The following is an 18,245-nucleotide window of genomic DNA, read 5'->3' on the forward strand; positions in this document are numbered from 1 at the left end:
GCCACTTTGGCTGTTGCTAATGCCTTGCGCGACCGGGTGAATGGTCTCGCCAGATGCTGGACCGCGCCCGAGACAGCGACCGCAATGTACAGCTGTGGAGCAACGATCTTGCCGCTCTGCATGGCGCGAGCGCCGGCAACGACGATTTTGACAGCGGTCAGTTCAAGACCATCGGACTTGGCCTGTTCTTCGCCGATGACGCTTGAAGTGCCAGCGTCTTGAGCTTCCGCAACCGTCCCAACACTTGGGATGATGAGCTGTCTATCAAGGTAAGTGTTGCCAGTGTTGGGCTTCACTCGTTCACATTTCTAGTCGAGGGCAGTGTAGCGCCAGGTGTTGTGGCGTTTACTTCCAGCCTTACACACGTTTGCATCTCACCGGTTACCAGAGAAGTTATCGAGGTTCCTTTGCCACTGAGGGCGCTGCTCCAGCCTTGAGCGTTGTCGTTGCTTGGACGAGACAGAGCAGGCTAGCCGAGGTGGGTAAATTGAATACATCGAGGGCGTGTGGAACCTGTCTGTTCAAGTCTGCCTGATCCTTGACGGAATAAGCCCATGGGAATGCCCAGTCAAACGGCTATGTCGTCTCCTGTGTGCACGCTACTAACTCGAATCAGACGCTGTGTATGCATACAGTAACCGAGGCTTTGGCATGGCGCGATTTGCGCCGACGAACTGTAGGGGGGAGGTAGGCTGCTGGGGCGGCAGAACGCCGGAGGCTGGCTACGGCAGTAGGCGCCATCGGTATATTGCGGTTGCAGTAGATTGAGGCGAAAGCCTCTCAAAAAGATCAAAATATTCGGACGCGTCCAAAAATGCCTGAGCTGGGTCGATGGGGAGAGGCTGGGAGCAAAAGACGCCAGACACAAAAAAGCCCTGAAAAATCAGGGCTTTCTTGTTGAGATTTGGCGGAGGCGTAGAGATTCGAACTCTAGGACCTGTTACAGTCGGCGGTTTTCAAGACCGCTATGCAAAGGCCCATAGATCAAGAGGTCTAGAGTTTTTTCATTGCAAAACTTTGGTTTTTTGAATGCTCTACAGGCCGCATTCTACAAGGGGCGTCTTTCGAGTTTTGTAACGGCTTTTCCTCCTATTTGGACGGTTGGGCAATAGCCCCGACTCGCCGGTAGACGCGCTCCGTGATGTCGCCTTTGGTGTGCCCCAGGAGCAGGCTTGCCTCGTCGATATCGGTGATTTCTGACGCTGCTTTTGGCCTGATATCTCGGAACTGAAAGTTTGCGATCCTGCTCGCCATAAGCGTGTCGCCCGCTTCAATTGCCTCCGTCTTCGCCTTGTCCCTCGCCTTATCCCATCTGTCGCGCAGCATCTTGGCGGTCATGCGCTTACCTCGTGAGCTCACAATCAGGTAGCTACAAGGATGCTGAGCATTGCGCTCGTTCATCTGCGAAATTAGAAGTCCCAGGCTGTTGAGGACTCCGTTGACTGATACCTGGATACGAAGCTTCTTGTGCGTCTTGTTCTGCTGCACTCCCAGATAATCCCCCTCGACATCGTCTCTGCGCATAACCAGGACATCTGCAGGCCGCTGGCCAGTCAGATACGCCAAATCCATAGAATCCTTCAGTTCCTGGCACGCCTTCCGGTAAACCGCATCCCACACCACGTCATTTGCGTAATAGTCGCGAGGAGTTTCCTTATTCTTGCGTACGCCCTGGCAGGGGTTTTCTTTCGTGGTAAGGCCCCACTCGCGCGCCATGTTGAACACATGAGAGAGGGTAGCGATCTCCCTGTTCGCTCGCACTTTCGCCGTTCGCGCATCTCGATACCCGGCAATGGTTGCAGGAGTTATGGAGTCGATCGGGGCGCTATCGAACAGATGGCGCAACTGCTTTATTTCGGCGAGGTTGTCGCGCTGCGTGCGGGGGGCCTTCTTCGGGACGATGTCGCGGATGTACCGATCAAATATCCCCTTCATAGTGCGCAGATCCAGAGGCTTGTCCTTGGCTTCAAGCTCAGCCCATTTGAGCCGAGCCTGGTCGAGGTCCTTGCCGAGTGAGATGCGCTTTCCCGCTGAGTCCAGGTAGAAATAAGCAATCCATGCTGTGCCGTCTTTTCGTGGCCGGACCCACTGGTACATCCTGGGGGGCAGATGTCGATTTTCAGTCTTGCGGGGGCGCATATCAGTTCACTCGCGAAAAGTCAGGCGTCCATGCCGGCGCTGCCGGCGGTGGGTTGGGGTCAAGGATTGCCGGAACCAAAGCGCCCAGCTTCATGCGGGCGTACTGGCGACCCACTAGCGGCCGGCCGCCGCGGCTCTCGACATACAGCCACTTTCGATCGTCCAGCCAGCGTCTCTGGTGGAATCGACCCTTGTAGCCGGTGATGTCGGCTAACTCTTCTTCCGAAAGGATCTCGGTTTCCATGGGGTTCTCCACGCCGCGCTTGGCGGCAGAAGGTGGTTATCGGTTATTCGTCTTCTTCGTCTTCTGGCCAGCCCTTTAGGTCGCGCGCCCAGGCAGTCCACTGTTGACGCTGCTCATCGCTCATTCCATTCCAGCGCCCGGCAACCTCCGACGAGACAGTTTCCCCAGCTTTGAACTTCACAGTTCCGCAGTTACTGCCGAGGTCTTCGTCCGCATAACGAACGGTGATTTCGTCAGCTGGGTGGAGCTTTGAAAGCTCCATCAGGACCGGGAGAGGGCATGACCAAGCGGTATTGAATGAAAGCTCGTCTTTATCCAGATTGATCACCTGGTCGTAAGCGTTCCACTTTGTTCCCCAGACATCGCGTGCGAAGTCAAGCGAGTGGAAGTGCCCAGACGATCGCTTGTTGCGCAGCATCTGGATGAACTGCTCGAAGCATTCGTCGCTCATTTGCAATACGTTGGCTTCGGCGCGGCTGCGCTGTTGAAGTCCTGCAATCAAAGGATGGTCGTCGAGCGGCATGGCCGTGATTGCCTCGGCAGCGGTCTCAGCCTGGCCACTGATTCCGCCCCAGGAGAATTCGCCACGAAAAGGCAGGATGGTGTTGAAGTCGATCTCGCCGCTTTCATTTATCAACGACTTGAGCACGTGGGCAGGAGCGCTCACCTTGTTGGTCACATGGTTTGGCATGGCAATAGTTTTCCTCGCCCGCCATCGCCGGCAGGCTTTCCGATTGTTGATGTGTTGGTTTCAGATGGTGCTGATCGCCGCCGGCGTTGCGCCGTGGCACTTTCTTTGCGTTCGCCCGGTCTATGTCTTGCTTACCACCCTAGGCTGACTGATCCCGGGCCGGGCGGACTCTTCAGATCAGCCGTCGTAGCATCCGCACGGCATTTCTTGATGGCTTTCGTCAAAGAGTTTCATCTGGTCACGGTCCGATGCGATCAGGTCTTCCCAGCGCCAACGGCGCCCCAGCCCCTTTACTGACGTCAGGTTGGCGCCGCGCTCGATGGCAATGGCTCGTTCCTTCAGGTCATCCGGCAGCGACAGGATTTCATGCTGCTTGCTGTTCGGGCAGAAGAAGCAGGAGCTTTTCCCCGGAAGGGGCAGGCCGGCAGCGCGGATCGTCTCGATACACTCGTCCCGGCCCATGTCCCACTCGATCAGCGGATACCGCCATTTGTACTTTTTGTCTTCGTCGAACTTGGCGCGCTGAGGTTCGCCGGCGTCATACCCGATGCATTTGATCACCTTCCCCCCGGCTGCCCAGGCCACCTTGGCTGGCTCCCAGTTGTTGCAATAGGCGTCCTGCGGTTCGCCTTTGTACTTCTGTGAGCAGGACTTGAAGCCGTAGGCCACGCTCGGCAGCATCTTCATGCGGTGGCAGTTTTCCTCCAAGGTTTCGGGGCGACCCCCTTTGCGTACCGTGACGATTGGCGGGAAGCTACGGGCGACAAGCCATTCGCTGAAAGTTTCCAGGTACTCGTAGTTTTCTTGGCGCTCGCCTCCAGTGTCGGCGAACGTAATCAGGTCCGCGCGCTCACCGCGCTTGACCATTTCGATCAGCATCGCGGTGCTGTTGGTGCCAGCGCCGTAGCTGACTACCACCGGCACTTGGCTGCTCATGGCTTCGGCCCCGTGTAGATCAGGTAGGCCATGTAGGCGATTGCAGCAATTGGGAGGATCATGGCTGCTCTCCTTTACCAAGGGCGGCGCGGCGAGCATTGTGGAACTCTATAACCTCAGCCATTCCACGATCTACGGCAACAATCTCCCGGTCAAAGTAGGCTTGGCTGTCGGTCTCACCCTCTGGAGGCAGCTCGCCAGGACCGGCCAGCGAATTGTAGATCCACTCCATTGCGGCAGATGGGCCCTTGCCATGCTCTTCCTCGATGAGCGCCGAGCGCATGGCGAGGATGTAGCGGCCGAACAGCAGATCCAGTTCCTTGATACGCATGCGGGCGTGTTCGTTCTCTGCAAGCAGGGCCAGCGTTACAGCCGGCGGCACAGCCATTCCGTAATCATTCAGCGCTGCATAATCACCGCTGTCGTTCTGTGCAGCCTCGGCCAGGGCCTTCAGCTTTTCTTTGTCGATGTTCATGACTTCGTCCTTGGCCGCTATAGCGGCTGACTTGAATGTGGGGGAGGGGTGAGGTTTTTGCGGGTGGAGTACAAATGTACTCCTAGCGGGTTTTGTTGCCTTGGCGCGCATGAAAGCGCTCGTAGGGACCGTCAGGTAGGCCGCCGATTGCATTCGCCGCTTTGATCAGGATGTCGCCCAGGCGCATCTGGGCTTTGGGCGTGAAGTGCTTGAACCTGGTCCCAGGCGGGTAGTACGCCTCATGAGCCATGCGCTGACAGACTTTCGATGCCTCCTCAAGCCCACAGTTGCGCCCCCAGGCGATCAGCCTCTGGCGCTCAGGGTCTTCGAGCTGCAGTTCTTGCTTCGCAATCGGCGCACTCGGCTCTGCGCTGGCGGATAGGGCGGCATCGATCTCCGCCTCCAGCGTTTCAACCTCAGCCGGCGAATCGTGCTCGGGTCGTTGAACTCCGAGGCTTGCGACACGCCGCAGCAGCCCGCCCAACTCCTCGACTCGCTTCTCTGCTGCTTGGGCGGCCTCGAACCAGTCACGCCGGGACAGCTCGCGGTCGTTGTCGCTGAAGGTCAGAGCGTCTATCTGCTCGTCCTTTCTGTTCAGGTCGGACTGAAGGGCAGCTACTCGCTGCTCCAGGTGTTGGGTTTCTGTGGGCATGGGAATACCTCAAGCTATGCTGAACTTGCATTCAAGGAGGAATAAGAATGGCGCCGAAAATCCCGCAATATGCTTCGAGACATCCGGTCGACCAGCTGGCGCAGTACTTTTGCAAAACATGCTCGAAAATGAGGCTTGGCCGCGTATCTCGGTCAGGCTGGACCACCGACGGCAGCCATCTGGATAGCGAGCTTTATGTGATCTGCCTTAAATGCGGGAATCGCCAGTACGACAATTACAACTGGCTTTCTCTTTAAGCTGCTGAGGCCACCTGATCCCTGGTTAGCCACGGGTCGTTTGCCCGGGCCAGCGCGGCCATTGGCGGCGGGCTGACACTGTTGCCGCACATATGAACCTGCTGGGTTTTAGTGAATGGCTTGCCGTCAGCGCCGTGGCTGATGATGTAGTCGTCTGGGAAGCCCTGAGCCTTGTAAAGCTCGGAGGGTTGCAGCATCCGCAGACAGATATCGACGATCACATACGGCGTTCCCTTAATCGTGACGGTGACCAGGCCCAGGCGATCCTTTGTGGTGACTGTTGGGGCTGGATCGTTGGCGCCGCTCACGTTCTCGGTGCCGTAGTAGCTGATCAGGAATGCCGCGACCCGCAGGGCGCCTGCTTCAACTTCAGGTGAGAGCTGCAGCTCGACCAGCGAGCTCTTGCCACCACCGCCGGCCGTTATGGTTGGTGCTGGCTCGTCCACGCCTTGGCCGACGCTGGCGCCGAACTGGCGCTCCATAAAGGCGGTGACCAGCCCGTGGTGAGTGCCCCCGGCGCTGATCGTGTGCAGGGGATCACCAGCATCCCGCGCATCGCAGTTACCGCGCAGGTGCACCAGGTTTGCGGTTACCAGTTGCTGCTGGCTGCCGGTGTTGGTCACTGTCGTCATAGGGGCCTCAATGCTCTTGGCGGCTGTGGTGTTGAAGCCGCCGTTCATCTGGGCCATGAGCGCAGTCACCACTGATCGGTGGTTCTGAGTCATCAGGGTGCCCGCAGGCTGGTCAATTGGCGCCGGTTTGCCGGAGTACTCGGGGCCGCCAGTACCCACCAGCACCGCGCCAGCTATGGCGTGTTTGACGCCACCGGCAACAACGGTGCCCAGCGGCTGGCCAAGGCCAGGCACTCTGGGTTCCTGGCCGGTACGCTCGCCGTATCCGGTTTGGATGAGTGTTGGGCTGATCAGCGTCAGCTCGCCGCGATTCGCGCAGGTCACAGTCGGCAGCGGGGCGGACGGGTCGTTGATCCGGTCGCTGCCCTGGTGTGTTGCTGGCGCGATGATCGGGCTGGCCATGGCGAACGATCCGCCGCGGGGCCAGGATGTCACGGTCCGCAGCGGTTCATGGGCTGACTGCACGCTGTCGCCGGACCAGTTCGCAATCGGCACGATGAACGGGTCAGCAGCATCGAGGACGAATTTCTTCATGCCCTTGGCGATTCGCCGCAGGGTGGCTGGTGCCAGAGGCTTGGGCCGGTCGAAGATGCTTTTGCTCGGTATCGTCCAGTCAATGCACTCGGCGGCAGTGCGCCACTTCTTCTGGCCCCTGGCCGGGTTCTTGGCATGGGTTGGCTCTGGCCACACGATGGGCTGGCCGTCGCAGCGGGCGATCATGAACAGGCGTTCCCGACTTGTCGGCGCGCCGAAGTCGCACGCCTTGATCACGCGCCACTCGACGGCATAGCCAAGGCGTTGCAGCTCGGCGACGAACACGGCCCAGGTTCGCCCGCGCCGGGCTGGATCTGGCACCAGGAACTGCTGGTGGACCGGCACAACCTCACCAGGAGCAGCCACACTGCCACCGAGTTTCACTACCCGGCCTGTAGCCTTGTCGCGTTTTGCAACGAGGGGGCCCCACTGCAGGATCTGCTTCACGTTTTCCAGGCTGATCACCCGGGGCTTCTTCTTGCCGGCCCACTTGAGGCCGATCCACGAAAGATTGCGGATCTCGCGCTTGCGTGGCTGGCCGCCGGCAGCCTGGCTGTGGTGTGTGCAGTCCGGCGACATATGGAACCAGCCAACGGCCTTGCCGCCGCATTCGGCGTCTGGATCTCCGTCGAATACATCCGTGGTGTAGTGCACGGCACCCGGGTGGTTCACGGTGTGCATGCTGATTGCTGCAGGGCTGTGGTTCTTTGCGACATTCACCGCGCGACCCAGGCCCATCTCCAGCCCGGTACCAGCGCCTCCACCACCGCAGAAGAAGTCGACAACGATCTCATCGTCCTGAGTGCTGAAGCCGAGTCCGTATTGAGTTTTGAAATCGAAGGGGTGTTTCTTCTGTTGTGCGGACATAGAGAATCCTTGCCGGGGCATGCCCGGGCGGTGGAGGGTGGTGGGTTGTTTCCCGGTAGGCTCAGCAGTTCGGCATAATCGCGACTCAACTCGGAGGATGCGGTCGTGATTAAGGACAAGGTGATATGGGGCGGGTGCGTTGGTCTTTTTCTGACCGGCGCCTTGTTCGCTTATGGCTTCTTCGGAGAGAAAGCTGAAGGCTTCAAAATCGTTGACCTGTTCGCGATCATTTCTGCTGTCGCAACGGCCTTCGCCGCTTTCGCAGCATGGAGCGCAGCAAGCGCTGCTCAGAAGCAGTCGTTTGACGCTTCCATCTCAATACGACGCCAAACCTACAGGATGCACTTTGAGTCATTTAACGAGTGGCTGGACGGGGTCGAGTCTTCGCTCAATATTGAGTTCTATCGCAGATACGAACTGTACGACACGATCTTCCCAGACAACCGAAATCCATCGCTTGGATTCAGCGAGGTCGGCGATCCCGAACTTGTTTCATGGCAGAAGGCTTTTAAAAGCCTCGCCGATCTCGCGTGCAAAGCAACTCAGCCGAGCAGGCGGGAGGTATCGACTTGGCTCGGAGATTTCGCCTCCCTTTCAGGGCACATGCATTACACGTTTCTAGAAGCTGACAAGCTTCAGATATACCTTGGCGGCCGCGTTCCATCCGGTATTTCACCGGAGAACTTGAAGCGAGCACTACCTGTTATGGGCATGGTGTTGAGCGCGCTCACGAAGTTTTCATACATCGAAGGCGCGTCGTCTGATCGAGGAATGTCGCTTGAGTTCGAGTTCGCGTTCAATGAATTTATGGAAGCGATCATGGACACGTCATGGCATCAGCATGAGTACAAGGTCATGCCTATTTGACGGCGGTCGACGCGCTCGAGGCTTGGTAGCGTTAAGCTCGCTCGCCAAGATCCAAGCCGATCTGACTCACCCGATCGACACATGCCGGGCTCAGCCAGATGCACTCTGTTCGACTTGCAGTGCCGCGGCTGGCGCTGATACGCGCCGAAGTGCTGTAGCACGACCAGCCCGGCAGCATTTCTTCATACAGGTCGCTGGGGTATCCCGAAAGCACGACCATTCCTTCCAGCTCGAGCAAAACGCCAAGCAGTTCGCGGTGCGCCGCATCGTCCATTTCGTGCTTGTAGTAACGGCCACTCGATGCGCCTTTGTACCTGGTGTCATGCACGTAGGGCGGGTCGACGTAGTGCAATGTCTGCGTCCCATCGTGCGCCCTGATCACCTCGATCGCCGGCCGGTTCTCAATCAGCACACCGCTCAGGCGCAGGCCAACTTCTGCCAACTGCTCAGGGTAGGTTGCCCAAAGTGATTGGGCTGTGCCGTATTGGCGCTTCGTGTCGATGCGGAACCCCGTAACGCCCTTCGTTGCGCCGGCCGACCCGAACCCCATCTGGGCGCGGATGATGGTGCGCCTGGCTCGTTCGACTGGCTCGGCACTCGGCTCCCACGAAAGTTCGAACTCCTCGCGAGAGTAGGGCGTAAAGACCAAGCGCTCGGTAAGTCCCGATCGCGTGACCGGATCCTGCAGGACGCGGAACAGATTCACGATGTCGCCGTCCAGGTCGTTGTAGACCTCGGCATACGATCGAGGCTTCTGCATCAGGACGCCGGCGGCACTGCCGAATGACTCTACGTAGCAGGTGTGCGGCGGAAAGTGTTGCAGCACCCGCGGCGCAAGCCGGAACTTGGCACCGTGGTAGCGGATGACCGGTGCGGTGATGGTCATGAGTTATTTCCAGTCAGGCGCCGCCCTCCGTGACCGGTGGTGGCATGTTAGAATCAGCTACACAGTTGTCATTCGGAGTGAGAAGTGGGGATCTTGCAAAGTGTAGAAAGTTTTCTTCCGCTCACTGTTATCAGTGCCGTCGGCTTGTTTTTTTTGAAGGAAGTTGTGGAGTTCTTTAAGAAACGCTCAGAGAAGTTACGCAAGATCAGAGCGTACAAGATACTAATAGCGGAGGAGCTACAAAAAAACGCGTGGACCATCAAACAATTGAAATCGTTAATGCGTGATATTGAAGACGATTCCTTCGAGGCTTTGACGTTCTCAAAAAACTCGGTTGGCGAGTACAGAGTGTATATACGAAGAGAAGACGGTGGCGGTGGATCTACAGTTCTTCCTGTTGTACATACATCCATTTTTGATAAGGCCGTTGTGGAAATTGCCGCGATCGACTCATCTTTGTTCGAAGTTGCTAAAGTAGCTTACGAGCATTTTGCTGAGGTTAGGCACATCCGGGATTCCGTTATTACCATTTCCGAAGACGAAGATCGAGCTGAGTTCCTAAAAAGTCTTCCATTCTATGCAAGTGAAAAGCTAGACGCTGCTGAGGAAGCCTCCAAGCTGCTGTTCAAAGCTTGCGCAGGCACTGAAATGCCAAAGCACAAATTGAGATCTTTCGCTTAACGCCATCAGAGGGGGGCGAAGCTTGGAGTGGGGGTGACTGACATTGCGCCGGATCAGACGTCACCGTCTTCGGCGTTCATCTGGAGCGATTCGGCAAAGCCTGCCTGCCGTAGTTTGCGCGCCACGTTTTGTTGAACTTCGATTTTGTGGCGCGGAATCTTGAAGAGCAGTGCGGAGCGGTCGGGACCAAGCGAGTGTGCATATGCGATCAGCCGCCAGATCGTGTTTCGCTCCTTGGATTCGCCCAGGGCGGCGGTGATGGTCGCTAACCTGTCGCGCATTCCCTGGCGGAAGTAGTGCCTAATGATGTCTGACGGGCCTTTTACCTTCGGCGGCGCCGGCGGCAGATCCTCGGGCCTGACGTTGATCATCAGCAGCTGCACCGCCTCGCTGACCTCCTCGATCTCATGCCAAAGCATCAGCTCGTCGAGCATCCGCCGCGTTCCGTAGGGAACTGTGTGTCGTAGCTCCTGCTCGCCCAGCTCCTGCCGCCTCTCGGCAAGCTTGGCTGTTCGTTCTTCCTGAGTTGCAGCCATGGCCCACCTCTTCGATGCCGCTGGCCGGTATCGTCGACCAGGTTTGACGTTTGCGCTGTTGCGGGCGGTTGCTGAAGCGCCTCAAGCTCGCTTCTCCCAGCGCTTCGGGAAGTTGAAGTCGTAGTCGAGTACCAGGCGGTTCAGCAGGGTGTCAGAGATCCCGACCTTCCTGCAGGCTGCGATGCGTGACACTCCAGCGTCCCGCAGGGCAGCTAGGCGCTCAATGAGCTTCAAATCCCGCTCCCTATCAACGACCTTGCTCTTGAACGTGAAGCCGCCCTCATGGGCAGCCCGGCGCATGGCTGACTCTGACTTTCCGGTGGCGGTCATGGCCTGGTCGATGGTCATGGTCTTCGCGAGCTCTCGGATCGTGTCGACGTAGGCCTTGCGCTCGGCGAAGTGGTCTTCGTAGGTGCGCTTTGGCTGCGGGCGTGTGGCGCGTTTGTCATGCTGGCCACCCAGGTCCTTGCGTGGCCGGCGAGGCTTGAATTTGAACGACTCAAGCACTTCGATGCTGTTCCCAGACATGAAGAAGGCAGCCTTAGCTGCCTCCAGTTCTTCCTGGCGCTCGGAGCGGACCAGGATGTAGTTGTTGGTCATGGTCACCTCACTTGATGCGAATTGAGCTCTCGCCGCGCTCCAGGTGGGCCCAGCTTGGTTCCTCCAGAAGTTCGGCTTCCGCGTCTTCGCCGGCGGCCATACGCTTACGCACCGCCTCGTTGTGATCGCGGATTTCCTTGAGGCGGACGGCGATGGTTTTCTTGTCCGGGGTGATCACGCTCTTTAGCGACACGAACTCGTCAGGCACGGCCTTCTCGTCATCGACGATCACCTTCTCTGGCGACAAGGCGAGGGTGATGGTGAACAGAGGTCGTTTGATCGACTTGATGTCCGCGGCTTCCATATTTCGGCGCAGGTAGTCGCTGATCTGGCCTACGGTGTTCTTCTTGATGCGCTTGAGCTCGTTGAGGCGGTCGACTTCCTTGTCGATGGCGTCGATGTCGCCCTCGATGTTCCGGCGCAGCATGACGATGCTGTCGGCCTTCACTTCGAACTCGCCCTTGATGCCGTCCATGGTGTCTTGGATGGCCTGGCGCAGCCCTTCGTCGTCGGTATCTGCCAGGGCAGCGAGTTCGGCCATTTGGCCAGTCAGTGCGTAGAGTTCGGTCATGCTGCACCTTCCATAGAGTCTTCAAGGTCCGCTTTGCGGGCGTCCTTGGCGCGGGTGAATTTGAGTTTGTGGGCTTCGCGTTCTGGATCGCTCTGACGGAGGTCCAGCTTGCGCATCGCCGATTTGTAGAGCTGCTGCAGCTCGTTGAGTGACTGCGCGGTACCAATCAGATGGAGCGTCTCAGCCAGCCATTCGCGGTACTCGGCGGCCAGACGCTCCTTCGCTTCGATCTTGTTCTCGGCGCGCTCGATCTCGGCTTCACCCAGGCGCTCGTTGACGTAGTGAATGTCGTCGTAGAGACCCAGACGAACGTCGGCAGAGAAGCCAAGCTGACTCAGGCATTTGCCGATCGCATCGGTGAGGGACTTCTTCGGCGCGTCAAAGTCGGTGCTGATTGTTCCGAATTTGTTTTGAGTGATGAAAGGTGTGTGCCCGTAGTGCGTGATCGTCTTGCGCTCACCGTCGTCGCCCAGGTACCACAGGGCGACCTTGAGGGTGTGTACCTGGGCATGGGCCAGCACCACGCCTTCCTTGTTCAGCAGTGGGCCGCCAATGTCGAAGCGCTCCTCGATCACGTCATAACCCCAGCCGGTACCGCATGGGCCGAACTTTTCCGTGGCGCGCTTGGCCAGGTACTGGGCATTCACCGCGGTACCTGTGAAACCACCGGGGCCGGTGTATTCCTTGGTGAACTTGGGGTCGGTCTTTTCGACCTCTTCCCACAGGGCGAGGTTAGGTACAGACATGACTATCTCCCGCCGCGCAGGTGCGCAGCTTTGAAAGATGTGGGTTATTGGGTGAGGTGATCGGCGAGAGCGCTGATTAGCATTGCAGCGGTGCAGAGGGCGAGGGCAGGGAAGGAGCTACGCCAGTAGAGAAACGCGATCACGACTCGATCAGCGAGAGCAGGCGCTCGCCCAGGGTGATCTTGGCATTGGCCTGCTCCTTCTTGATACCAGTGGCCTGGGCCACCTCGGAAAGGGACAGGCCCTCGCGACGGAGTTTCGCGCAGCGGATCGCCAGTTGCTGGCCGCGCTTGTGTGCGCCTGCGCCGCTCATTGCCGTTGCTCCAGCTGGGCCACGCGATAGCGAAGAACCTGCAGCACCCGGCCGCGATAACCTGGCTCCGCGTACTGTTCAACTGGCGGCCCGAAGAAGCCCCGGCGCTCAGCCAGGCTGTACGCATCGCGCAGGTTGTGGGCGGTGATGTCTTCCAGTTGCTCCTCGATGAGCGACTTGACTGGGGAAGTGGTCATTCTGCCTCCTTGCGCCGGTGACAGGCTTCCATCAGGCGCTTGCAGTAGTGGGTGAATTCGTCAGTGGTGATTGCACCGTCGGTGAAGAGGCGGGTGATCAGGCCTTGCACCAGGACATCGATGTCGGACTGGCTGTTGGGATCGGCAACGCCTTCGAGGGCTTGGTCGATGAGGATGTGAGGGCTCAAAACCCGCACTCCTTTTCCAGGCGCGCCTGCTCTTGATCAAAGGCTACGGCTGCCTCGGCGTGAGGCTTCAACAGTTCGAGCGCGATGTCCTTCAAGGCTGATTTCTTACCCAGCAGGTACACCGCCAGATCCATCAGGAGCCCCGAGCTACGAAAGCCCATGGCATTGATCACCAGCTGGCCGAAAGCGTCTTGTTGGTCCTCACCGTCGATCTGGCGTTGGTTCAAATGGTCCTGAACCGCCCTTGCAAAGTCGGCCTGGGTGACCTCGCCGTGCTCTGAAGGTTGGCAGCCCCAGGAGATCCGGTAACCCATCAGCAGGCGCTCGGCGTTTGCCTCAAGCCATTCCGATTCGGCCAGGTCGTCCTCGCTTACCGGTGGTGGCATGCGGTTGTCGTATTCGAGCTGTGCCTTGCGTAGTGCTGACATGATTGCCTCCAGAGTGGCGGGTGCTGGTCCAACAAAACTCGGATGCACTCATCCGCTCCGCTAGTTGCCGATGGGCGCGGAGGGGAGTGCATGCGGGTGGTGTCGGGTGAATGGCGGGAGCCGCTTACGGCGGCAAGTCGTTGATGCGAGGGTGCTGCCGGAGCTTAGAAGTCGGTCGTAACGTTGATGCTGGCCAGTTTTTGGCCTTCGCCAGCGGCGGTGATCTCGAGGCGGGCCTTGTGGTTTGAATCTCGGCTCATGTTGGCGAAAAACATATCCGCCGAATAAGGCTCCAGGATTCGAAACACTTGTCCCTTTTCAAGGACCTCAGGGTCTTCACACAGAACAACAAGGCTCAGCTCTGGATCAAGTTTTTGGAGTTGAGCAATCATTTCTTTGACTTTCATTTCTCGCTCTCTGCTGGATAAAGCCTGAGCCTAACCGTCGCAATCGATGCTGGGGAAGAGGCCTCTGCTCAGGCGAGCCCTCATAGAATGGATCGGGCAGTTAACGACAGGCTGTCGTGGTGCGATTTGGTCAGACCGGGAATTTGAAACCGGTGTCTTGAAGTGCTTTCAAGCGCTCACAGAGGGAAACGTACTCCCTCAGATCGGAAAGGCTTTTTGAGTCAAGATTGGATTTGAGCTGCTTGACTGACTGAGTGATTTCGCTGACCTCTCGGGCGATTGTTTGCCTGTAAAGTCGAAGCTCTTCGATGTTTTCCTTCTTAATTTCCTCGAAGATCGACTTCGCACCAATGATATTGGAGTAAGAGGCCTCCAGCGCCATTACTGTCTCGTCGACACGGTTTTTAAGCTGAATGTTTTTTCTCAGCATCTCCTCGTAGGAGGATATTTCAGAAGCAAGAATCTGTTCGTTGGATAGCGACTTCATTTGGTATTCACCCTTCCTTCTTCGGCTTGAGCGCGTAGCCAATTCTCAAGTTCATCTGCGAGAATCAACCGGCGTTTGCCTAACCGGAAGCTTGGTAAACCGCGCACTTTCAGATATCCGATGACAGTGCTGGCTTTCACCCCGATCAACTGAGCTGCCTCTGTTATGGAGTAGGAAATTTTTCCTTCAGGGAGCGACCACGACGCGGCTGGTGGTCTGTTGCGTTGACGTTTTACTCTCGGGGCTGATCTGTAATCGTCCAGTGCTTCAAGCATCACATCGAGTTCTTCAAATTCGACCCCTGAAGCAAGTATTCTCACAAGCCGAGCCATTTGCGACTCGTTGTGCGCCTCCTGTTCGTCTTGCTTACCCATTTCAAACTCCTGGTTGTTTTTCCAATGCACCCGTCACCAGGTGCATCAGTGAAAAATTCCGTGTTGCTCGCGCCTCCTACCGGGTCATTCGCCAGTTCGGTCAATCCTTCACCCTCCATCGGAATTAGTTGGTGCACGGTGCAGGCCAATTGCTACTCTCGTGGCAAAGCCAAGGAATGGTGTTCCTCATGGACGACAACAAGCTCCAGGCGCTCCAGAGATATAAGTTGGTGAAGGGCCCCGCCAAGGAGAGACCTGCTCAACACGTGCCTGGTCATGGGTTTAGTGCAGAGTCAGTGAAGTTCTTTGCAGACCTTGCCGTAAGAAAGCGTGAGGAGATCGATAGTCAGATTGCTCAGGACAATTCGTACAAGGCTGATCACGAACTCGATGACCTAACTAGGGAGCTGCGGTCAGAGTTTGCGCGACTTAACAAGATCCTTGAGCTTCGCGAAATTGCCAAACAGCGCAGTACAAAACTGAGCCGTAGAGCAGCAAAAGCTGCGTTGAAAGAAGCCAAAAAAGCGGGGAAGAAGCCCAAGCCCATCAACACTCCACGGCGTACAAAACCTTCTCCCCAAGTGCTTATTCCGGCATCCAAGTGGATCAAGAAAATCTGCTGGCGCTGCAATGCTCATTTCTCAATCCATGTCGATTGGGAAAGACCTCCAAGTCTTTGCCCGGCATGCACGAAAGACATCAACGAAACTCATCTACCTACCGCTCCAGAGCGATCTACGCCCGTTGGATGGGTTCACATCGTTAGCGGAGGGGCACCAGGCCTGGGGAAGCGTCGATAGAGGTTATCCAGTTGGTTTCCGAAAGCGCCCGATATAGGCGCTGACGTGAAAACTTCTAGAGCTACCGGTTGCCCGCTACTGGCGTCGGCCTCCGGCTCGTATCTCGTTGGTGCGCATCCGATACCACCTGGCCCTTGTCCAGTTCGCACTCATCTGTCAGGTCACTTACCGCGCCGCCGGTAATCGGTGGGCGCAGCTCATTTCCTCCCAATTACCGCCGGGGAAGGCGGGGCGCATTGCATGCCGGGTCGTTCGCACGGTTCGAGCGTTTCGCTCTCGATCAGCCGTACAGGTTGTTCCTGTCGTTGGCGGGCTATCTGACCCGTCTGATCGCCGGTCGCCGGTATAGGCAATGCGGTCTGTTGGTGTTTCTGTGTTGCGCTGACTGTTAAAGAGCGGCGGCCCTTTGAGGCCCTTCGCAGTGGCTGTGTGTCGCTGCGATGGATAAAATATAAGCATGCTTATCATTCCAGTCAATAAGAATGCTTATATTAATTTTGGTGGGCGAAAAAAAACCCGCTTTGGGCGGGTCTTTCATCCGGAGGAATAGGGCGGGTTATGCGTCTTCTAAAATGCGTTTAGCAAACGGCATGGCCGCCTCTGTCTGGTCTACTCCGCCATCTGCCAAAACGTATTCAATACCTGCGCGGTTAGAGGCGAACTCAAGTTCTGTTGAGTAGGCTCCGAAAATATCCTCTTGGTGAGGACTCAGCTCGCGATCAGGTATCCACAGGCCGAGCATCAAGTGGTCCTTGTTGTGACCAATGTCGATCTCGCGGAGCGCTAGAAGCTGATTAATACGGCGGTGGGCTGCGTCACGCTGCTGGGAGCATGACGTCACGGTCACATCTAAAGAGGTCAAGTTGATAGCTAGGTGCGTCCCCACATAGGAAATAGGCACCTTAGCTCTGCCCCCGTAGAGAGCCACTTTAGGGTTGAAGCGGATCTTCATACCTTCCCGAGAGGCAACTACAATCTGTTTGATTTTTTCTTGGAAGCGGGTTAACGAACGGTCGCCCGGCTCAACTCCTGGAGAAGAGTCATTTGCTTTGGCGCTGAATATTGAGGAGTGCGTAAGCGCTGACTGCATGATGGCGGCTAGCGACGTGTTTTTTGTCGGCGTTATCCTTCCCGTGTAGACCCCGTCCATTTCCGGGCTCCAGTTTTTCAGTTGTCCGCCTGTGGATAGATAGGCTTGCAGCTCAGCATTTACGCTGCCCGCAAGATTAAATAAATCCTTTCCGTATCGCCCAAAAACCTTTTCAAGCGGCTCTGCGGATAGCGTACCAATGACCCTTGGTGCGGAACCATCGTCAGGGACTATCGCAACGCCCGAAGTGATCCGCTCACCGGAAAAAGTGATGGGCTCTAGTTGGATCGCCATCCAGCGAGCACTGACCAAATTCCGCGATGATCGACCTTTTAGGAAGGTTACGGCTGCGTCAAAGACAGATGGCCCAACTGGAGACGATTGCATAGCAGTGGCACCGTGTGATGAATTCGTTCACGCAGGAAATTGATGATGTCCTGCCTATCCGTGGCTGGGTCAATTTTGGCGAAATAGCCGTCCTGGTCAAGCTCATCCAGGCAGAGTGACGCACATTTGTTAACTAGCCCATGGGCCTTTTTGAGAATCCTGTTTCGTACCGCTTCATCCCATTCGGCGACGCTATGGTCGACCAAAAGGTTTCTCACCTCAATGGCAGGATCGTCTAGGCCCCACATGTCCCAGTATGTCCCGGTCAACGATCTTCCGTGGTCGATCAGCCAGAACTCTTGCTTTCCAGGAGCATAGATAATGTTGCCTTGATGGCGATCATCATTAGCCACGAATTCGTCCAGCGCGATGGTTCCATCAAGGTCGAATTGGCTATGTACGGCTTTAGCGAAGGCATGCGTTGGATTACGCATCGCACGTTCAAGGCTATAACTGCGGTTTCCGGCTTGCTGACTTGCAAAGCAAACCATTACTCCACGACCAGAAAATGAAGATTCGAATTCTTCTAAGTCTGCGGTATCAAGCAAAACCACAAAGGGTCTAGGAATTTTCATGCCCAACGCCCGCCCCACTTGAGCGGTGGTCAATTCAGCAATAATTCTTCGAGGGTCAAGGCTCAGCTTAACGTAACCAGTGACAGTCTCACCGGAGTCGCTCAGTAATTCGGCTTTGTATGTCTCGCCGTCACTGCCCTCGCCAATACGGCCAAGGATGGTCGTAACGTCGGCATGGCCAATGGGCTCAAGGCTTGTCTTCGTTGAGTTCTTCAAAGCGGGCAGCAATCCCTTCAAGTAATACGAGGTCCGTCTCTTTTAGCCGTCCGGCGATAGCGGCTTTTTCAATTCGCTGAATAGCCGCCAGGCTTCGCGGAGTAACGATGCCTCTAAGGTTCTGGAGAGCTTTAAACGCTATAGAGTCAAAATTGCTCTCTTGACCATCCGGACTACTGTCTGGCTCGCCCGTGTCCTCTTCGCGGCCTGTCATCGGCCCTATTTCGTCGGAAAGCCATATCGAATTAACGCCGCATACGTGGGCAATTTTCGATAAATGGGCGCTCTGCAGATTTTTTCCCGTTTCGAGTTGAGAAATTACAGGCTGCTCAACACCAACTTTTAGCGCCAGAGCGCGTTGGGTCAATTTTGCGTGTCGGCGGGCATCTTTTATGCGTTCGGCGAGCGTAGTCATAGTGGCAAATCTATAAGTTCGCTTATGCGCTTGCAAATAAGCCTCCTTCTTCAT

Annotated in this window: 26 protein-coding genes and 2 pseudogenes; 5 read left to right on the forward strand and 23 right to left on the reverse strand. The window is 56.8% G+C overall.

Going from position 1 to position 18,245, the window contains the following annotated elements:
• Positions 1 to 47: 47 nt before the first annotated feature.
• A pseudogene (locus PLD_RS30670) lies at positions 48 to 245 on the reverse strand (FAD-binding protein); the annotation flags it as partial.
• Here PLD_RS30670 and PLD_RS30930 point away from each other — a divergent pair.
• Positions 237 to 437: pseudogene (locus PLD_RS30930) on the forward strand (acyl-CoA thioesterase); the annotation flags it as partial. The pseudogenes PLD_RS30670 and PLD_RS30930 sit on opposite strands and share 9 nt — an antisense overlap.
• A gap of 652 nt (positions 438 to 1,089) precedes the next feature.
• Here the strand turns inward: PLD_RS30930 and PLD_RS11565 are convergent.
• From PLD_RS11565 to PLD_RS11590, 6 genes are all read right to left on the reverse strand, one after another.
• Positions 1,090 to 2,139: a tyrosine-type recombinase/integrase gene (locus tag PLD_RS11565; protein ID WP_159892694.1), complete on the reverse strand. Its 1,050-nt coding sequence runs from the start codon at positions 2,137 to 2,139 to the stop codon at positions 1,090 to 1,092.
• A 1-nt stretch (position 2,140) separates the two neighbouring features.
• Complete coding sequence (locus PLD_RS11570; RefSeq protein ID WP_159892696.1) at positions 2,141 to 2,383, reverse strand: DUF4224 domain-containing protein; 243 nt, start codon at positions 2,381 to 2,383, stop codon at positions 2,141 to 2,143.
• 43 nt (positions 2,384 to 2,426) lie between these two features.
• Positions 2,427 to 3,074 carry a hypothetical protein gene (locus PLD_RS11575; RefSeq protein ID WP_159892698.1) on the reverse strand — a complete coding sequence of 216 codons (648 nt, stop codon included), beginning with the start codon at positions 3,072 to 3,074 and terminating at the stop codon, positions 2,427 to 2,429.
• A gap of 177 nt (positions 3,075 to 3,251) precedes the next feature.
• On the reverse strand, positions 3,252 to 4,010 hold the full coding sequence (locus PLD_RS11580; RefSeq protein ID WP_159892700.1) for a hypothetical protein: 759 nt from the start codon (positions 4,008 to 4,010) through the stop codon (positions 3,252 to 3,254).
• Between the two features lie 58 nt (positions 4,011 to 4,068).
• Positions 4,069 to 4,485 (reverse strand): hypothetical protein, encoded by a 417-nt coding sequence (locus PLD_RS11585; RefSeq protein WP_159892702.1) that lies wholly within the window; start codon positions 4,483 to 4,485, stop codon positions 4,069 to 4,071.
• 82 nt (positions 4,486 to 4,567) lie between these two features.
• On the reverse strand, positions 4,568 to 5,137 hold the full coding sequence (locus PLD_RS11590; protein ID WP_159892704.1) for a hypothetical protein: 570 nt from the start codon (positions 5,135 to 5,137) through the stop codon (positions 4,568 to 4,570).
• 47 nt (positions 5,138 to 5,184) lie between these two features.
• Between PLD_RS11590 and PLD_RS11595 the strand changes: the two genes are divergently transcribed.
• Positions 5,185 to 5,394, forward strand: a complete 210-nt coding sequence (locus PLD_RS11595; RefSeq protein ID WP_159892706.1) for a hypothetical protein — start codon at positions 5,185 to 5,187, stop codon at positions 5,392 to 5,394.
• Here PLD_RS11595 and PLD_RS11600 read toward each other — a convergent pair.
• Positions 5,391 to 7,427: a DNA cytosine methyltransferase gene (locus PLD_RS11600; protein WP_159892708.1), complete on the reverse strand. Its 2,037-nt coding sequence runs from the start codon at positions 7,425 to 7,427 to the stop codon at positions 5,391 to 5,393. The two genes, PLD_RS11595 and PLD_RS11600, sit on opposite strands and share 4 nt — an antisense overlap.
• Before the next feature lie 105 nt (positions 7,428 to 7,532).
• On the opposite strand from PLD_RS11600, the gene PLD_RS11605 reads away from it, so the two are divergent.
• The gene (locus PLD_RS11605) at positions 7,533 to 8,294 is read left to right on the forward strand and encodes a hypothetical protein (protein WP_159892710.1); all 762 of its coding nucleotides are present in this window, start codon (positions 7,533 to 7,535) and stop codon (positions 8,292 to 8,294) included.
• Positions 8,295 to 8,325: 31 nt separating this feature from the next.
• On the opposite strand, the gene PLD_RS11610 is transcribed toward PLD_RS11605, so the two are convergent.
• Positions 8,326 to 9,180, reverse strand: coding sequence for a DNA adenine methylase (locus PLD_RS11610; RefSeq protein ID WP_159892712.1), 855 nt, complete (start codon positions 9,178 to 9,180; stop codon positions 8,326 to 8,328).
• 84 nt (positions 9,181 to 9,264) lie between these two features.
• Here PLD_RS11610 and PLD_RS11615 point away from each other — a divergent pair, with 84 nt between their 5' ends.
• Positions 9,265 to 9,861, forward strand: a complete 597-nt coding sequence (locus PLD_RS11615) for a hypothetical protein (RefSeq protein ID WP_159892714.1) — start codon at positions 9,265 to 9,267, stop codon at positions 9,859 to 9,861.
• Between the two features lie 53 nt (positions 9,862 to 9,914).
• On the opposite strand, the gene PLD_RS11620 is transcribed toward PLD_RS11615, so the two are convergent.
• The 11 genes from PLD_RS11620 to PLD_RS11665 form a co-directional block, all read right to left on the reverse strand.
• Positions 9,915 to 10,397 (reverse strand): hypothetical protein, encoded by a 483-nt coding sequence (locus tag PLD_RS11620; RefSeq protein WP_159892716.1) that lies wholly within the window; start codon positions 10,395 to 10,397, stop codon positions 9,915 to 9,917.
• Between the two features lie 81 nt (positions 10,398 to 10,478).
• Positions 10,479 to 10,997: a hypothetical protein gene (locus PLD_RS11625; RefSeq protein ID WP_159892718.1), complete on the reverse strand. Its 519-nt coding sequence runs from the start codon at positions 10,995 to 10,997 to the stop codon at positions 10,479 to 10,481.
• Between the two features lie 7 nt (positions 10,998 to 11,004).
• Positions 11,005 to 11,568 (reverse strand): siphovirus Gp157 family protein, encoded by a 564-nt coding sequence (locus PLD_RS11630; RefSeq protein WP_159892720.1) that lies wholly within the window; start codon positions 11,566 to 11,568, stop codon positions 11,005 to 11,007.
• Positions 11,565 to 12,314, reverse strand: coding sequence for a hypothetical protein (locus PLD_RS11635; RefSeq protein WP_159892722.1), 750 nt, complete (start codon positions 12,312 to 12,314; stop codon positions 11,565 to 11,567). Before PLD_RS11635 ends, PLD_RS11630 begins: the two co-directional genes overlap by 4 nt.
• A 139-nt stretch (positions 12,315 to 12,453) precedes the next feature.
• Positions 12,454 to 12,627, reverse strand: coding sequence for a hypothetical protein (locus tag PLD_RS30440; protein WP_178116148.1), 174 nt, complete (start codon positions 12,625 to 12,627; stop codon positions 12,454 to 12,456).
• A complete protein-coding gene (locus PLD_RS11640; RefSeq protein ID WP_041118604.1) occupies positions 12,624 to 12,824 on the reverse strand; it encodes a hypothetical protein in 201 nt (66 codons plus the stop codon). The genes PLD_RS30440 and PLD_RS11640 overlap by 4 nt, the downstream gene beginning before the upstream one ends.
• Positions 12,821 to 13,012, reverse strand: coding sequence for a hypothetical protein (locus tag PLD_RS11645; RefSeq protein ID WP_041118603.1), 192 nt, complete (start codon positions 13,010 to 13,012; stop codon positions 12,821 to 12,823). Before PLD_RS11645 ends, PLD_RS11640 begins: the two co-directional genes overlap by 4 nt.
• Positions 13,009 to 13,440, reverse strand: a complete 432-nt coding sequence (locus tag PLD_RS11650; RefSeq protein ID WP_159892724.1) for a hypothetical protein — start codon at positions 13,438 to 13,440, stop codon at positions 13,009 to 13,011. Before PLD_RS11650 ends, PLD_RS11645 begins: the two co-directional genes overlap by 4 nt.
• 164 nt (positions 13,441 to 13,604) lie before the next feature.
• Complete coding sequence (locus tag PLD_RS11655; RefSeq protein WP_159892726.1) at positions 13,605 to 13,847, reverse strand: hypothetical protein; 243 nt, start codon at positions 13,845 to 13,847, stop codon at positions 13,605 to 13,607.
• Positions 13,848 to 13,977: 130 nt separating this feature from the next.
• On the reverse strand, positions 13,978 to 14,334 hold the full coding sequence (locus PLD_RS11660; protein WP_159892728.1) for a hypothetical protein: 357 nt from the start codon (positions 14,332 to 14,334) through the stop codon (positions 13,978 to 13,980).
• Positions 14,331 to 14,708 (reverse strand): helix-turn-helix domain-containing protein, encoded by a 378-nt coding sequence (locus PLD_RS11665; protein ID WP_159892730.1) that lies wholly within the window; start codon positions 14,706 to 14,708, stop codon positions 14,331 to 14,333. The genes PLD_RS11660 and PLD_RS11665 overlap by 4 nt, the downstream gene beginning before the upstream one ends.
• A 188-nt stretch (positions 14,709 to 14,896) precedes the next feature.
• On the opposite strand from PLD_RS11665, the gene PLD_RS11670 reads away from it, so the two are divergent.
• The gene (locus tag PLD_RS11670) at positions 14,897 to 15,508 is read left to right on the forward strand and encodes a hypothetical protein (RefSeq protein WP_159892732.1); all 612 of its coding nucleotides are present in this window, start codon (positions 14,897 to 14,899) and stop codon (positions 15,506 to 15,508) included.
• Between the two features lie 556 nt (positions 15,509 to 16,064).
• Here PLD_RS11670 and PLD_RS11675 read toward each other — a convergent pair.
• From PLD_RS11675 to PLD_RS30675, 3 genes are read right to left on the reverse strand one after another with little or no spacing between them, the layout of a single operon-like run.
• Entirely contained in the window at positions 16,065 to 16,892 is an 828-nt protein-coding gene (locus PLD_RS11675; RefSeq protein ID WP_159892734.1) for a hypothetical protein, read from the reverse strand.
• 47 nt (positions 16,893 to 16,939) lie between these two features.
• Complete coding sequence (locus PLD_RS11680; RefSeq protein WP_159892736.1) at positions 16,940 to 17,797, reverse strand: HipA family kinase; 858 nt, start codon at positions 17,795 to 17,797, stop codon at positions 16,940 to 16,942.
• Positions 17,748 to 18,191, reverse strand: a complete 444-nt coding sequence (locus PLD_RS30675; protein WP_256674596.1) for a helix-turn-helix domain-containing protein — start codon at positions 18,189 to 18,191, stop codon at positions 17,748 to 17,750. Before PLD_RS30675 ends, PLD_RS11680 begins: the two co-directional genes overlap by 50 nt.
• Between the last annotated feature and the right edge of the window lie 54 nt (positions 18,192 to 18,245).

It is taken from the genome of Pseudomonas sp. LD120 (assembly GCF_009861525.1).
Classification (GTDB): Bacteria; Pseudomonadota; Gammaproteobacteria; order Pseudomonadales; family Pseudomonadaceae; genus Aquipseudomonas.

Coding starts and splice junctions, on each gene's coding strand:
- PLD_RS11635 (WP_159892722.1), bottom strand. CDS start 12,314: ATGTCTGTACCTAACCTCGCCCTGTGGGAAGAGGTCGAAAAGACCGAC.
- PLD_RS11655 (WP_159892726.1), bottom strand. CDS start 13,847: ATGAAAGTCAAAGAAATGATTGCTCAACTCCAAAAACTTGATCCAGAG.
- PLD_RS11675 (WP_159892734.1), bottom strand. CDS start 16,892: ATGGCGATCCAACTAGAGCCCATCACTTTTTCCGGTGAGCGGATCACT.
- PLD_RS11590 (WP_159892704.1), bottom strand. CDS start 5,137: ATGCCCACAGAAACCCAACACCTGGAGCAGCGAGTAGCTGCCCTTCAG.
- PLD_RS11585 (WP_159892702.1), bottom strand. CDS start 4,485: ATGAACATCGACAAAGAAAAGCTGAAGGCCCTGGCCGAGGCTGCACAG.
- PLD_RS11665 (WP_159892730.1), bottom strand. CDS start 14,708: ATGGGTAAGCAAGACGAACAGGAGGCGCACAACGAGTCGCAAATGGCT.
- PLD_RS11630 (WP_159892720.1), bottom strand. CDS start 11,568: ATGACCGAACTCTACGCACTGACTGGCCAAATGGCCGAACTCGCTGCC.
- PLD_RS11595 (WP_159892706.1), top strand. CDS start 5,185: ATGGCGCCGAAAATCCCGCAATATGCTTCGAGACATCCGGTCGACCAG.
- PLD_RS11575 (WP_159892698.1), bottom strand. CDS start 3,074: ATGCCAAACCATGTGACCAACAAGGTGAGCGCTCCTGCCCACGTGCTC.
- PLD_RS11650 (WP_159892724.1), bottom strand. CDS start 13,440: ATGTCAGCACTACGCAAGGCACAGCTCGAATACGACAACCGCATGCCA.
- PLD_RS11580 (WP_159892700.1), bottom strand. CDS start 4,010: ATGAGCAGCCAAGTGCCGGTGGTAGTCAGCTACGGCGCTGGCACCAAC.
- PLD_RS11565 (WP_159892694.1), bottom strand. CDS start 2,139: ATGCGCCCCCGCAAGACTGAAAATCGACATCTGCCCCCCAGGATGTAC.
- PLD_RS11610 (WP_159892712.1), bottom strand. CDS start 9,180: ATGACCATCACCGCACCGGTCATCCGCTACCACGGTGCCAAGTTCCGG.
- PLD_RS11660 (WP_159892728.1), bottom strand. CDS start 14,334: ATGAAGTCGCTATCCAACGAACAGATTCTTGCTTCTGAAATATCCTCC.
- PLD_RS11670 (WP_159892732.1), top strand. CDS start 14,897: ATGGACGACAACAAGCTCCAGGCGCTCCAGAGATATAAGTTGGTGAAG.
- PLD_RS30440 (WP_178116148.1), bottom strand. CDS start 12,627: ATGAGCGGCGCAGGCGCACACAAGCGCGGCCAGCAACTGGCGATCCGC.
- PLD_RS11625 (WP_159892718.1), bottom strand. CDS start 10,997: ATGACCAACAACTACATCCTGGTCCGCTCCGAGCGCCAGGAAGAACTG.
- PLD_RS11570 (WP_159892696.1), bottom strand. CDS start 2,383: ATGGAAACCGAGATCCTTTCGGAAGAAGAGTTAGCCGACATCACCGGC.
- PLD_RS11620 (WP_159892716.1), bottom strand. CDS start 10,397: ATGGCTGCAACTCAGGAAGAACGAACAGCCAAGCTTGCCGAGAGGCGG.
- PLD_RS11640 (WP_041118604.1), bottom strand. CDS start 12,824: ATGACCACTTCCCCAGTCAAGTCGCTCATCGAGGAGCAACTGGAAGAC.
- PLD_RS11600 (WP_159892708.1), bottom strand. CDS start 7,427: ATGTCCGCACAACAGAAGAAACACCCCTTCGATTTCAAAACTCAATAC.
- PLD_RS30675 (WP_256674596.1), bottom strand. CDS start 18,191: ATGACTACGCTCGCCGAACGCATAAAAGATGCCCGCCGACACGCAAAA.